20 protein-coding genes are annotated in these 12,354 nt (G+C 70.4%); 1 reads left to right on the top strand and 19 read right to left on the bottom strand.

The window, feature by feature from the left end:
- Positions 1-53: 53 nt before the first annotated feature.
- The 12 genes from ABT115_RS15150 to ABT115_RS15095 form a co-directional block, all read right to left on the bottom strand.
- Positions 54-677, bottom strand: a complete 624-nt coding sequence (locus tag ABT115_RS15150; RefSeq protein ID WP_351788867.1) for an HK97 family phage prohead protease — start codon at positions 675-677, stop codon at positions 54-56.
- On the bottom strand, positions 677-1,018 hold the full coding sequence (locus tag ABT115_RS15145) for a hypothetical protein (RefSeq protein WP_351788864.1): 342 nt from the start codon (positions 1,016-1,018) through the stop codon (positions 677-679). Before ABT115_RS15145 ends, ABT115_RS15150 begins: the two co-directional genes overlap by 1 nt.
- 2 nt (positions 1,019-1,020) lie before the next feature.
- Positions 1,021-1,200 carry a hypothetical protein gene (locus ABT115_RS15140; RefSeq protein ID WP_351788861.1) on the bottom strand — a complete coding sequence of 60 codons (180 nt, stop codon included), beginning with the start codon at positions 1,198-1,200 and terminating at the stop codon, positions 1,021-1,023.
- A 2-nt stretch (positions 1,201-1,202) separates the two neighbouring features.
- On the bottom strand, positions 1,203-3,473 hold the full coding sequence (locus ABT115_RS15135) for a phage portal protein (RefSeq protein WP_351788858.1): 2,271 nt from the start codon (positions 3,471-3,473) through the stop codon (positions 1,203-1,205).
- Between the two features lie 12 nt (positions 3,474-3,485).
- Entirely contained in the window at positions 3,486-4,832 is a 1,347-nt protein-coding gene (locus tag ABT115_RS15130; protein WP_351788855.1) for a terminase large subunit domain-containing protein, read from the bottom strand.
- On the bottom strand, positions 4,829-5,326 hold the full coding sequence (locus tag ABT115_RS15125; RefSeq protein WP_351788852.1) for a hypothetical protein: 498 nt from the start codon (positions 5,324-5,326) through the stop codon (positions 4,829-4,831). The genes ABT115_RS15130 and ABT115_RS15125 overlap by 4 nt, the downstream gene beginning before the upstream one ends.
- A 111-nt stretch (positions 5,327-5,437) precedes the next feature.
- The gene (locus tag ABT115_RS15120; protein WP_351788849.1) at positions 5,438-5,833 is read right to left on the bottom strand and encodes a hypothetical protein; all 396 of its coding nucleotides are present in this window, start codon (positions 5,831-5,833) and stop codon (positions 5,438-5,440) included.
- 292 nt (positions 5,834-6,125) lie between these two features.
- Positions 6,126-6,707 (bottom strand): hypothetical protein, encoded by a 582-nt coding sequence (locus ABT115_RS15115; protein ID WP_351788846.1) that lies wholly within the window; start codon positions 6,705-6,707, stop codon positions 6,126-6,128.
- A complete protein-coding gene (locus ABT115_RS15110; protein ID WP_351788843.1) occupies positions 6,707-7,216 on the bottom strand; it encodes a hypothetical protein in 510 nt (169 codons plus the stop codon). The genes ABT115_RS15115 and ABT115_RS15110 overlap by 1 nt, the downstream gene beginning before the upstream one ends.
- Positions 7,213-7,800 (bottom strand): hypothetical protein, encoded by a 588-nt coding sequence (locus tag ABT115_RS15105; RefSeq protein ID WP_351788841.1) that lies wholly within the window; start codon positions 7,798-7,800, stop codon positions 7,213-7,215. The genes ABT115_RS15110 and ABT115_RS15105 overlap by 4 nt, the downstream gene beginning before the upstream one ends.
- Before the next feature lie 8 nt (positions 7,801-7,808).
- Positions 7,809-7,961: a hypothetical protein gene (locus ABT115_RS15100; protein WP_351788839.1), complete on the bottom strand. Its 153-nt coding sequence runs from the start codon at positions 7,959-7,961 to the stop codon at positions 7,809-7,811.
- Positions 7,962-7,964: 3 nt separating this feature from the next.
- On the bottom strand, positions 7,965-8,753 hold the full coding sequence (locus tag ABT115_RS15095) for a hypothetical protein (protein ID WP_351788836.1): 789 nt from the start codon (positions 8,751-8,753) through the stop codon (positions 7,965-7,967).
- 192 nt (positions 8,754-8,945) lie between these two features.
- Between ABT115_RS15095 and ABT115_RS15090 the strand changes: the two genes are divergently transcribed.
- On the top strand, positions 8,946-9,209 hold the full coding sequence (locus tag ABT115_RS15090; protein WP_351788834.1) for a hypothetical protein: 264 nt from the start codon (positions 8,946-8,948) through the stop codon (positions 9,207-9,209).
- A gap of 71 nt (positions 9,210-9,280) precedes the next feature.
- Here ABT115_RS15090 and ABT115_RS15085 read toward each other — a convergent pair whose 3' ends face one another.
- The 7 genes from ABT115_RS15085 to ABT115_RS15055 form a co-directional block, all read right to left on the bottom strand.
- Complete coding sequence (locus tag ABT115_RS15085) at positions 9,281-9,466, bottom strand: hypothetical protein (protein WP_351788832.1); 186 nt, start codon at positions 9,464-9,466, stop codon at positions 9,281-9,283.
- Between the two features lie 73 nt (positions 9,467-9,539).
- Positions 9,540-10,088 (bottom strand): WhiB family transcriptional regulator, encoded by a 549-nt coding sequence (locus ABT115_RS15080; RefSeq protein ID WP_351788829.1) that lies wholly within the window; start codon positions 10,086-10,088, stop codon positions 9,540-9,542.
- 34 nt (positions 10,089-10,122) lie between these two features.
- The gene (locus ABT115_RS15075) at positions 10,123-11,286 is read right to left on the bottom strand and encodes a WDGH domain-containing protein (protein ID WP_351788826.1); all 1,164 of its coding nucleotides are present in this window, start codon (positions 11,284-11,286) and stop codon (positions 10,123-10,125) included.
- Positions 11,283-11,426: a hypothetical protein gene (locus tag ABT115_RS15070; RefSeq protein WP_351788823.1), complete on the bottom strand. Its 144-nt coding sequence runs from the start codon at positions 11,424-11,426 to the stop codon at positions 11,283-11,285. The genes ABT115_RS15075 and ABT115_RS15070 overlap by 4 nt, the downstream gene beginning before the upstream one ends.
- Positions 11,423-11,716 carry a hypothetical protein gene (locus ABT115_RS15065; protein ID WP_351788820.1) on the bottom strand — a complete coding sequence of 98 codons (294 nt, stop codon included), beginning with the start codon at positions 11,714-11,716 and terminating at the stop codon, positions 11,423-11,425. The genes ABT115_RS15070 and ABT115_RS15065 overlap by 4 nt, the downstream gene beginning before the upstream one ends.
- Positions 11,713-11,856 carry a hypothetical protein gene (locus tag ABT115_RS15060; RefSeq protein ID WP_351788817.1) on the bottom strand — a complete coding sequence of 48 codons (144 nt, stop codon included), beginning with the start codon at positions 11,854-11,856 and terminating at the stop codon, positions 11,713-11,715. Before ABT115_RS15060 ends, ABT115_RS15065 begins: the two co-directional genes overlap by 4 nt.
- Positions 11,853-12,347: a hypothetical protein gene (locus ABT115_RS15055; RefSeq protein WP_351788814.1), complete on the bottom strand. Its 495-nt coding sequence runs from the start codon at positions 12,345-12,347 to the stop codon at positions 11,853-11,855. Before ABT115_RS15055 ends, ABT115_RS15060 begins: the two co-directional genes overlap by 4 nt.
- Positions 12,348-12,354: the final 7 nt, after the last annotated feature.

Raw genomic sequence — 12,354 nt, 5'->3', positions numbered from 1 at the left:
CCGCGTGTTTGGGAGGTGTGTATGTCGCGGACGACGCCCGTCTACCTGCGTCGTCAGACGAGCCGGAGCAGCGCGGCCCGGCGGCGCCGCTCGCCCATCCGCCGGACGTCGGCCGACTGCTCCTCCTCGGCCTGGTGGGCCTGCTCGTCGAGGGTGGGGGCGTCGACCTGCTCGTACAGATCACCAAGGGCGCTGCGTACGGTCTTGAGCTTCGAGCCGGGCACGGCGGCCATGCGGGCGGTGATCTGCGAGACCTCCACCAGCCGGGCGCCCTTGATGTTCGCGATGGTGGTCTCGCGGTCCTCGTCGCTCATCTCGGCCAGCTTGGACCACTCCGGCAGGTCGGTACGGACGAACCCAACGGACAGCTCCGAGGCACTGCCGGAGCGGGCCATGGTGCGGGCGTCGCGCCCGGCCGCCGTGTCGTCGTACCGGCCGCTGATGTACAGGCCGTCGTCCCGCTCCTCGGCCGAGAACGTGCCGACCGGCTGGAACGGGGAGTGCATGAAGAGGAGGGCGTATTGCCCCTTCAGCCCCTTGCGGAACGCGCGCGGGTGGAACGTCGTGCCGTAGCTGTCGACGACGCCGTACCGGCATGCCAGGCCCTCGAACGTGCCGTCGCCGTCCTCGCCGAGCCGCCAGTCGATGTCCTCCAGGGACCTGAATTCCAGCTCCATCACTGGCCCTCCTTCTTCAGTGCGTGCTCGGCGTACACCTCGGCCACCCCGGTCATCACCTCGCGGTGCGACGGGGACAGGAGCGGCGAGTACCGGTAGACGGCCCGGTGCTGCTTGTCGCGGCCGTCGTACTCGTAGACGACCCGGCCGCCACCGAAGGTCATGTGCTTCGGCAGCTCGCCGTCGGCGTCAGGCCGTACGGCAATGTCCTGCTTCCCGTCGAACGGGCCGCGGCGGACCTCCTTGAACGGCACACCGGGCGGGCAGTAGGCCCCGGCGTACTGGGCATGCCCGGCGGGCTGGAGGATGGCGCGGACCTCGCCGCGCAGCAACGTTGCCATGGTCAGGACTCCTTCGCGCTGGATCCGAGAATGCCAGTGAACTGGGGCGGGTTGGGGGCAGCCTCAGCCTCCGTGCGGTATCCGATGATCGGGTCCCAGGCGCGGTCGCCCACCTCTTCGCACGACTGGTTCGGGTGGACGCGGTGCTTGCCGCTGGGGCAGGGGGTGTAGTTCGTGGACATGGTCAGTTCTCCTCGAACTCGAAGGTCAGCGCACACCGGCACTGAATGGACTGGGCTGCCGGGGCTGCCGAGTCGGCAGGCCACCGCGACTCGGTGAGCGTGAAGCGCTTGTTCATCGGCACGGTGTCGCCCTGCGCCAGGCGGTGTGTCCGGCGGGTCCGGGTGTCGTCGGTCGACATCCACGTCTTTCGCACCGCACCCCGGTCCAGGGCAGCCATGTGCGACGCCGCGCTGTACCCGCCCACCGTCTCCGTCCGCGCGATCATCGTCGCCCGGAAGTCGGACAGGTTCGTAAACACCTTCTGGATTCGGGCACGCAGCTCGGGCACCGATTCGCCCTCGGCCACGCCGTGCGCGAGCAGCTGGGAGCGGAGCACCTGCTCAGTCGTCGCTGTCACCTGCCCGGCCAACTCGTCGATGCGGTCGGCCAGGGCATCGGCCACGTCCGGCTCGTCCAGGTCGAAGCTCGGCGCGATCGATACCCCGCCGCGGCGCCATGCCCGCTCAACGAACGGGCGCAGCACCTCGGCCGTGCGACGCCGCCAGTACCGCGGGTCGAAGATCTCGCGCGCCCTGATGCGCTCCTCCCACCCATCCGGTCCGGTCGCCACGTCCATGTCCGTGGCGCGGGCGGCCGGCACGACGTCCAGGTCCGGCGGGGCGAGGATGATGGTCTGCTCGCGAGCTAGGGCGCATGCTTCGGCCCGCACCTCGCTGAGCCACTCGGAGGAGCGCTGCGGCTTCTTCATCAATCGGTCGAAGTCGCGCAGCACCCGGGCGGACTGCTCCTTGGCCAGGGCCCGGACGGCGCTGCGCCCTGCGGCCTCCAAGTCGTCATAGGCGGCGTTGATGTCATCCAGCGACGGCGACGACGGGTTGTCGTCCGCCCGTGTCAACTCCAGACGACGGGGCGTCGCGGGGGCGTCGGCCTGCGTCATTCTTGCGACGACGGGCGCCAGCACGTCAGCGACCGCGCGGTGTACAGCGGCCTCCAACTCGGTCACGTCCAAGCGCTCGTTGAGGCGGGGCGGGGGCATGTTGTACTGCGCCCGGTACGCGCTGATCGTGAGCCGCCCTGCCCCGGCGGGGAGTGGTTCCCGGCCGATATCCGCTCGGGCCTCGTCGAGCATGAGGACGTCGGAGTCGACAAGGGACACGGTGCGATCGACGACGGCCGTGCGGGACTCCTGAAGAGCGTCCACGCCGGACAGGTCGAACTCCGCCTCCTCGGATTCGCTCGGGAGGAGGATACGGTCGATCTCGCTGCCGATCAGCTCCAACTTGGGCTTGATCGTGTCCGACCACAGGAGCGTCTTTGCTGCGGACCGGTTCTCGTACGTGGTCCCGGCCGCGAGGAAGTCGTGCGGGATCCCGAACGCCATCATGACCTCGGACGCGTTGGCCATGCGGGATTCGAGGTAGTCCATCTCCTCGGCTGTCAGCCCGACGCGGGCGTACGAAACGGGCGTACCGCCGCCGGGCGGGGAGGAGACGAGGAGGTTCTTTCCCGCGTTCGCCGGGCCCGTCATGCTGCTGCGCCAGGCGGCTTTGGCGGCGTTGAACTGCTGCTCTTCCATCTGGCCGAGGTAGACGACGCCCGTCGGCGACGCCCCGTTCTTGTAGCTGGAGCGCTGCCACTCGCGGGCGTACGCGTCCATGTCCACCGCGTGCCGGGCAGCCTTCCACGGAGCCAGGCACCCGAGCGGATCGAACGGGTGCGGGTACCGGAGCCAGAGCATTTCCTCCGGCAGCACGGGGACTTGCACCCCGTCGAGGCGCCGGATCATGAACCCGATGATGTCGGCCGTCGTCGGCCGCTGTGCCAAGGGCTTGGACACGATCACGTCGACCGGGTCGAACACCGGGTGCGCCTCGGCAACGTCGCCCATCCCGGTCTCGCCGCGATCCAGCCACACGAACGCCTGCCCGGCCAGCTCGGCCTGTTGGAGCAGCAGCGACTTGAACACCCTGCCGGACATCTGCGGGTTCGGTCGCTTGTTGAAGAGCTGCGCGACGGGGTGCTGCTCGATGACCGACCCGTCCGTGCGCCGCACGACGACCGGCACGGAGGACCCGTTGTCGGCGATGGCGGCCACGCACCGGTACGCCACCGCACTGTTCGCGTAGCCGCGGGCCTCGGCGTCCAGGTCCAGTGTGAGGGACTGCTGCCCGCCAATGCTGGCCACGGTGATCGGGCGCCGGTCCCGGAGGGTGTCCATGCCGATGGCGCGTCGGCCGAATGCGGCGTCGAGCGCGTCTTTGAGTCGTCCCATGTGCGCGTCCTCCTATGCGACCGCGGCAAGGTTGCCCGCGGGCGCGAGCATCAGAAAGGTCATGGCCCACACCCACGCGTCCAGACGGTCCGGTGACGCGTCGCCCGGCACCCACGACACCAGCTGCTCTTCCAGCTCGGGCAGGCTGCCGATGATGTGGAGGGCCTGCTGCTCCGACAGGGCGGCCACGGGCTCGGCGCGGGTGAGCTTGCCGCGGCTGGCGGTAACGGTGCGGTAGTTCACGGTGGGATCGATCTGCCGGATGACGGTGCCGATCCAGTCACCGCCGTTGTTGACCTCGGCAATGATCGCGTCCGCACGGTGGTGGTGGTACGCCTTGATGGCACGGCGGGCGGCATCAAGCGGCGGCATGCGGCCGGACAGATCATCGAGCCCGTACCCGTGGCGGCGCGACGTCCCGTTGAGATCGGGGATGTACTGCTGGCCGAGGCCGGCCACGATGATGCCCATCTCGTCGGACTCGTCGCCGGACGTGGCGGCGGGGTCCATCGCAACGACGACGCGGGCCATGGGCGGGGCTGCACCTACGCGGGTGGCGTCAAGTCCAGACCGGGACCACAGAGCGCCCTCGATGTCCTCCAAGAGCAGCCCGTCGAGCTCCTGCGCCTCCATGCGGGTGCCGGCGTACTTGGCAATGAGCTTGTCCCGCTGCTCCTGCGGCAGGTGGGTAGCGTCGCGGGTCCGGCCGCGGGTCACGGTGACATCCGCGCGGCGGGTCAGCTCGATCAGCTCAGTACGAGGCTTCGGCGTGGTGCTCGCAATGTAGTGGGGGTTCGGACCGATCCGGAGCCCCATCTCCGAGTGCGTGATCGCCTCACCGAGACGGCGCATCGCAGCGGCCTCCTCCATCCACACCAGGCAGCGGTTGCCACCGGCGCGGAGGCGCTCGACGTCGTCCGGCGAGTGGGCACCGAACAGCTTGGCCTCGGCGCCGGACGGCCACCGCGCAAAGGTGCCGCCGGCCCCGGTGCGGAGCACGACGCGGGGGTCATGGCCGCGCAGCCCGGAGGGGCCGTTGACGCAGGCTTCGACGGCGTCGCCCTGTGTCGGGGCGACGATGGCCATGCGATGCCCGCCGCGTAGCCGGTCGTCGCACGGGGGTCCGTTGACGTGCTCGACCATGTACCGGGCGCAGCCGTCCGTCTTGCCGGTGCCTCGGCCGCCGAGCTGGAGCCACCACCCGAGGGTCTCGATCTCCTCGGGGGCCACCTGCCACGGGTACGGGGTCCAGCGGTCCCACCGCTTCTGCCACAGCTTGGCGCGGAGCTTCTCCTCCAAGAGGTCCAGCTCCGCTTCGGTCATGCCGGAGAGACGGCTCCGGAGATCCACGATGGTCACTGCTCGCCCAGCTCCTCGACGAGCGCTTCGATCGCGGCGGCGCGTTCGTCGGTCAGGCTGATGTCGCGCTTCACAGGGGCGTCGAGGCCGAGGAGGCGCGCGCGGCGCTCCTGAATCTTCAGCAGGCGGTCGATCGCGGCAAGGACCGGGCCGTCGTCGGGGAGTGGCGCACCGTCGAGGGACACGATGCGGCCGTTGGACACGGTGACGTGCTCCCGCTCCAGAACCTCGTTCGCGGCGGCCTCCAGGCGGTCCAGGCGCTCCAGTTCGAGGGTGCGGACGTTCTCACCGGCCTCGCGAACGGTCTCCTTAAGGACGCGCTGGACGGCGTTGTACGCGTCGGCACGGTGGTTGTAGCCGAGTTCGGCGGCGATGCGCGGGTACGTCCAGCCCTTCGACCGGAGCAGGGCGGCTTCGGCGTCCCGCTGCGCCGTGGTGATGGTACGGACGAACCGGCCTCGGCCGTCGTGCGGTCGCGCTTGCGGGTCGTCCATGTCCGTACCTCCTCCTGTGCGGGAGGGTACGGATTTCGGCGGATCTCGGATCTTGAGGTGTGTATGTCGCGGACATGCGCCGGCCCCGCGCGGTGGCGGGGCCGGGCCGGTTCAGCAGGCGTCGTACCGCCAGGCCCCACCCTCACGCGCCCACGGCTGCGCCTCCTGGTCGAACTTGGGCAACCCCTTCACCTTGTACGTGACGCGGGCCATGTCCCCGGACACGTCCGCCTGCACGTCCGTGGCGGGGTGGTCGGTGCCGTATTCGGTGCTGGCCTGCTTCACGACACCGGCATACGCATCCGGCCCGATCTTCCCCTTGCAGCGCTTCGACAGGGCCTCGTACGCGGTGGTGGCGTCGCCCTTGAAGTAGGCGGCGGTGTAGGTGGTGACCGCCGTTTCCGGCCCGCTGGACGAGGTGGCCTTGTCGTCGTCACTGCTGCCGGAACAGGCGGTCAGCCCGGTAAGCGCGACGGCCGCGGCGAGCAGGCTGGTGGTGGTGCGCATGCGTGGTCTCCCCCTCAGTTGAGTCGAAAAGGCATCGTGTCATGGGCGTGAAAGCGGTGTGGGGGAAACGCGAAGAGGCCCTGCCCAGTGGGATGTTCGGGCAGGGCCTCGGTCCGTAGCAGCGCAGCAGCCATGAAGCGCGTATGGGGACACGTCCACGGTACGGGCAGGGACTGACAACTGGGTGCTGACAGTCAGGCGTCGTAGATCGGCGGTAGATCCACCAGTAGATCGCGGGTAGATAGGGGCAGCTGGGGTGGTAGATCCGCAGGTAGATGCGGGTGGTAGACCGTCAGGCGGCCTGCTGCTCGCCCTCGGCCGGGGAGGACTGCGGGAGGTCGTCGCGGTGCACCCCGTACGCCACACGGCGCTTGACTTTCACGGAGCGGCGGACGGGGATCCCGAGGCGCGGCAGTCGGGCTCGCAGATCCGCCACCTCCCAGCCCTCCCCCTGCCCGTGCTTCTGAAGGTGGGCGAGAAGGGTGGAGAGATGCACGCCGGGCCGGTCCCCGATGAGGTCGCGGACGAGCGCGTGGAGCTGTTCCTTCTGCGCCTCGGGGGACTCGGTCGCTGCGGGGGACTCCTCGTCTTCGTCGGGGATGGCGCGGATGGCGGCCCAGCACCAGAGCGGGACGGCGGCCCACAGGATCGCGGGCCAGCGCCGGAGTAGCCACCACGTTCCGTACGCTCCGGCGGCGAGCAGGACCAGGCGCAGGATGCATCCGAGGATTGCGGCGACGCCGTCGAGGTCGTCGCGGCGGCCGGCGCGCACCCACTCGGCAGCGCGCTCGGCGAGGTTGCGGATGAGGTAGCGCTGTCCAGCGGTGAGGGTGCGCGCGGCGCGTTGGCGCTTGGTGGTCTCCAGCTCGGCCATCAGGTGTTCCTCTCCAGGATGTTCCGACCGGACAGCCCGATGCTGTTGACCAGTTCGGGGAGTCCGTGGAGCGCCCCGGCAACGCCTGCGGTGGCGCACAGGATGAACCCGGCAGCCATGGCGCCGAGGAGCTTGCCCTTCTCGTCCTTGCCGACGGCCTTGTAGGTGACGAAGAGAATCACGGCGACGAGGAAGACGACCGCTCCGCCTTCTTCGCTGAGCTGCCCGATGGAGCCGGTGGCGATGGGGGCGCTGGATTCGGTTCCGGTGACGCCGGTGACGGCCTTTCCGCCGGCGCCGTTGGCGACTTGGCGGGTGCATCCGGCGAGCCAGCCGAGGATGCCTCCGGCGCACGCGGTGCCGAGGGCGCCGGTGACGAAGCCCTGGACCGTGTGCAGGAGGTCTTTCCAGGCACGGCCGCCCGTCCACCATTTGCGGAGCTGGATGCCGAGGATGGCGACGGCGATAGCGCATGCGGCGAGGGTGGCGCCGGTCTGGGTGGTGGTCATGACGGGCGCACTCCAGTGATCCAGGTGACGGGGTCGTAGAGGTGGATGGCGCCGGTCAGGCCGACCAGGGCCACGGCGAGGACGAGCAACCGGCGGATGGTGCCGCCGCAGTAGTAGATGCGCAGCAGTGCCCAGGCGAGCGGGGTGAGGGCGAGGGTGTATCCGGCGCCCTGCCCCCACATGTCGCGGGTTTCGGACACAGCAAAGGCCCAGGTGGTGGCGATGCTGTACCCGACGCCAGGGATCGGCAGCAGGGCGAGGGTGAGCGCCCCGCAGATCTGCCACGGTCGGCCGAACTGCCCGATCCAGGAGGTGAATCGCTCCCACCGGGTCGGCTCGGGCTCCGGGGGCTGGAGGGTGACGTGGACCTCGACCGGGCCCTGCGGGATGAAGATCTGCTGCACGGGCGGCGGGGGCGGCGGTACGGCCGGGGGTGCGGCGGGCGGCGGAACCGGGGCCGCAGGCGGCGCGGGCGGGGCCGGTGCGGCACGCCACGGCGGAACCTCCCCGGGCTCGGGCCCGCGCTCGGGAAGCGGGGCGCTGGCCGGGATGATCCGGGTCGGGGTGATCGGGCGATCAGGCACGGGAGTCCTCAGTGGAGGATGGCGACGCCGAGCGCCGCGAAAGTGACGATGAGGGCGACGGTCCCGGTGATGCGGGGGACGTCGGTGAGTGCCACGTAGGCGAGACCGAGCAGCCCGGACAGGGCCGCGAGCGGGAAGAACACGTCGAGCACGGCGAGCATGGGCTACGCGGTGCGGGTGGTGGGAAGGGCCGGCGGGTACGCGGCCAGGGCGGGTTCGTGCTCCTCGATCTCCGCGCGGATGACGCCGCGGATGGTGGAGTCGCCGACGCGGCTGTGTCCGGCGGCGATGAGGGCATTGCGCATGGCGGCGGTGCCGGGCCTGGCCCCTCCGTCGTACAGCGGGCGGACGGCTGCGCACCGGGGATCGCGGTAGACGATCGGGGCGGGCTGCTGCTCTTTGACGGGCGGCGGGAGCTGCGGGGCGGCCGGGGGTTGCTTCGGCAGGGGCGGCAGCACGGGGGCCTGCTCGATCCGCTCGACGACGGGTTCGGCGGCCGGGGTGTCAACGCTGGTCAGCGGGGTGACGACAGGTGTCGGCGTCGCGGCAAGGTGCAGCAGGTGCGCGAGAACAGCCGGGGGCACCATCGACGTGACGGCGATCAGCCACGCCTGATCACGGTTCATGTGCCCGGTGTTCACCAGGTGCGCCACGACCTGCGCGGCCAGGGCAAGGGCGATCGCGAACGCTGCGCCCGCCGTGGCGGAGAACCGGCCGCGGGCGCCCTTGGGCCGGGTTGCGGCGATCACGGCGGCGATCCCGGCGTAGGCGGAGAGGGAGAACGGCATGCCGTACGCCCACGGGTCGGACCATCCGGCGAAGCGGGCGACGTGGTACTCGCCGGGCATCGACATGATGAGGGTGGCGCCGAGGACGGCGGGGCGGCCGGCGCTGGTCGCAAGTCGCGCGTACCAGGGTGCCCGTGGCGGCTGGGTAGGCTGTGGTGTAGCCATGGAGGTCACTCTCCGGTGGTCAGAGCCTCGGTCAGGATTCGCAGTCCTGCCGGGGCTCGTTCAGTTGTGGGGCGTCGTCGGGCGTCGTCGGCCCATCCAGACGTAACCAAGGGGTACCCCTTGGTCATTCCAGAGGGTACCCCTTGGATGGGTGTCTGTGCAGTTCTACGCTCCGGCCGGGAGGTGGCTGTCGTGGCTGAAGAGGTAAAGCGGGTGCGTGAGGCGCTGCGGGCGCTGGAGGCGATCCCCGATGCGGTGGACCGGGCCGCGGCCTGCTCGGAGCTGCTCCGGGAGTGGCCTGAGCTGCATCGGGTGCTGGCGGATGTGCGTCAGCAGGCGGTCATCACGGCCAAGGGACAGGGGCACACGTACCGGGCGATCGGTGAGCGTATGGGTGTGACGGGGGAGACGGCCGGCCAGATTGCCGCGGGGAAGAACAGGGCGTCGTCGGAGTAGTCCGACGTACGTCGTCTGAGCATGTCGACGCCCCGTCACCTGGTGGGTGACGGGGCGTCTGAGCTGCGTCGTCAGTGCGCGTTGTTCGGGCTTACGACCCAGGCGTAGGCCTCGGCAAGGTCGCGCAGGGCGGGGGCTGCGCTCTGCGCCGTGAAGTCCGTCGTGGCTTCGGCCTGCTCGGCTATGGCCTTGAGCAACGCGTTGCGCGCAGCATCCTTCGGTTCGAGCTGGTCGTCGACGTGGCTCTGAAGGCTCATGGTGCTCCTCGTGGTTCTGATGGTGGATATGCGACTGATGACGTGTGGCGCGGCAGAAAGGTTGTATCGCCCGTCATGACGCCAGTGCGAGTGCCGGCCGCCGCTCTCGGGCCTGCCGTGCCGCTCGCTGCGCCGCGGACTGCCGTGCCACCGCTGCCCGGCATCCGACGCACACCGGCTCGCTGAGAAGCCGGTGGATTCGGGCCCCCGTCACTGTTCCGCCCACCTCGTGCTCGGCGGCCAGCCGTGTCAGCCGGTCAGCCCGGGTGCGAGCGGCCTGAGCATTCCTGCACTCCTCGCACTCCTCCCCGTATCGCAGGTGGGCGCACAGGGCCTTGTACGTGCCGCAGGGGACACGGACGCGGCCTTGACCGTCGAGGAACGTGTCGTCGTCGGGGCGGAGGATGCGGCGGCGTTCCTTGGCGGTGAGGCCGCCCCAGGTGCCGTGCTGCTCCCCGGTGGTGAGGGCGTGGTCGGTGCACGCGGGCCGAAGGGGGCAGCCGCGGCAGATGCGGGCGGCCTCGGCCTGGTCGGCGGGGAGAGTGGAGGCCCAGAGGTCGGGGTCGTGTTCGGGCTGGGCGCAGGTGGCGGTTCCGTTGAGGAACGCGGGGAGTTCGATCATGGTCGTCCCTCCTGGGGCGGGTCAGTTGGTGGGGTCAGGCGGTGGGCTGCTGCTCGGTGACGGCCAGCAGGTCTGTGACGGCGAACTCTTCGGCGGCCTGTGGGTCGTTCACCTCGTCGAGCAAGCCCCATCGGCGCAGTACTTGCCCGTACTGCTCGCGGAGCTTTGCCCGGTTGGCGGGTGCGGGCTGCTGCGGCTGGTCGAGGGCGGCGCGGATGCGGCCAGCGGTGTCACGGTGGTTGGCGGTCCACGGGGCGCCGATCTCGATGAGGTCAGCGAGGGCCCGCACGCGTTCGATGGCGGCCTCGGCCTGCTCGGCGCGCTTCCCGTTCTCGATGGCGCGGTCGGCGTACTGGGCAGCCATGCGGACGGCGTGGCCCTCCTCGCTGCTCGCGGCGACGAGGAGCTTGAGGCGTTCGACGACGGCGCGCGCTTCGGAGGCTTCGGCGCGGGCCTGGTCGCGGGCGGACTCGGCCTGCTCGGCGCGGGTCTCGGCTCCTCGGTAGCGGTCGGCAAGGTGGTCGACGGCCCGTCGGGCCTTGTCGAGGGCGGTGCCGTCTTCGCGGTGCCAGCGGATCAGCTTGGCGTTCTCGGCCTCCAGCTCGGTCACGCGCGCCTCGGCCTTCTCCAGCTCGGGCACGATGAGTTGGACGTGGCGCCGGTTGCCTGCTGCGACGTGCTCCAGCGTGGTGATCCGGGCGGTCAGCTGCTTGATGTGTTCGCGCTGATGCTCGGCCACGGTGTCGAGTGAGAGCAGGTTCGGGGCGGCCTCGGTGAGGTCGCGCATCCGGGCGTACTTCTCGTCGGTGGTGTGGCCGTCCCAGCCGCGGCAGATCCGGTTCGTGGGCTGGACGTGAGTGAAGAGGTTCATGTCCCGCTCGGCGATGTGCCAGCTCATCTGTCCGGCCGGGGTCTCCACGATGACGACGGCCCATTCGGGGGCGGCAGGGTCGGTGTGGCCAATGTGCGAGGGGTGCAGGGCGGCGAGCAGGGCGACGAGGTGGGCGCGCTCGCGGTACGTGGCGTCGGCGGCGGCCTCGGCCTGCTCGGCGCGCTGCTGGGCGTCCTGGGTCATCCGTACCGCCGCCGTGACGTCCCGCTCCGCAGATTTCCATGCGGTCCGGTATCGGTCGGCCTGGTCGTACAGCCGGTCCAGGTCGTCGCTGGTGAGGTCGTTGAGTCGGATGCGGTCGCTCATCGGGGCTCCAGCTCGTAGATCCGCACGCCGTCGGCTGGCGAGTCGGGGTGGTCGACGCAGTTCGTGCAGTACGCGCCGTCGGGGTCGGTGGTGTAGTCGGGGCCGAGGATGGCGCCGCATCCGTCGCAGAGGTCACTCATCGGGTCGTCTCCTCGGTGGTGTAGTTGGTGCGGATGCGGACGGGCGGCGACAGCGGGGGCGGCGGGTCGTTGCGGTGCTTCCATGCGTCCCAGCCCTGCACTGGGTGGGCGATCAGCCAGCCGATGTTCTCGGCGGACAGCACCGTGTACATCGCCCAGTAGCGGGCGCCGGTGGGGCGCTTGCCGTAGTTCTGCCAGTTCGCCCAGTCGGAGGCGCGGTGGAGGGGCTTGTAGCGGCCGAGCGTGTATCCGGCGGCAAACGCGGCCAGCACGACGAGGGAAAGGTTCACAGGGTCGGCTCCTCGCACTCGTGCTCGGCGTCCAGGACGAGGCCGTTGTCCTCGTCCCACCAGCCGTCTCCGGATGCTCCGCAGGCGCCGCACTCCCACCGTCCGGCGAGGCTGATTCCTTCGTATCCGGTCGTGCTCATCGGGTCGGCTCCTCGGTGAGGCTGTGGCCGGGGCACCAGATGTGCGGGCGGTCGGCCCACTCGTGGGCGTCGTGGTAGTCGTCGTGGCCGCACTGGCGGTTTCCAGCGGTCTCGGGCTCCTCGGTCACGGCGGGGGCGGTCTCGGTGCCGCGGATCTGCCGGGCCACCGCCGGGCGGCTGTCGATGTCGTGGATCCATGCGGCGCAGACGGCGGCTACCTGGACCAGTTCGGCGCGCAGCTTGGCCGGGTCGGACTCGGCAAGGGCTTCACGGACTTCCTCGAAGAGGACGTGGCACCAGGTGCCGTAGCCAGAGGCGAATGCGTCGTCACACTCCATGCGTGCCAGCCCCGCGGCGTTCTGCTGGTGCACGCTGCCGGTGCCGTCGGGGTGGTGCTGGTCGCCGAACTTGGCGAGCTGGGCCTGACGTTCGCGGTCGATCTTTTCGGCAAATGCCTTTACGCCGGGGGTGGTGAAGAGGGTCGGGTACATGAGTGCT

Source organism: Streptomyces sp. NPDC001832 (assembly GCF_040297265.1).
GTDB lineage: Bacteria > Actinomycetota > Actinomycetes > Streptomycetales > Streptomycetaceae > Streptomyces.
The sequence above is the reverse complement of the archived record's forward strand: the minus strand, read 5'-3'. Positions and strand labels throughout refer to the sequence as shown.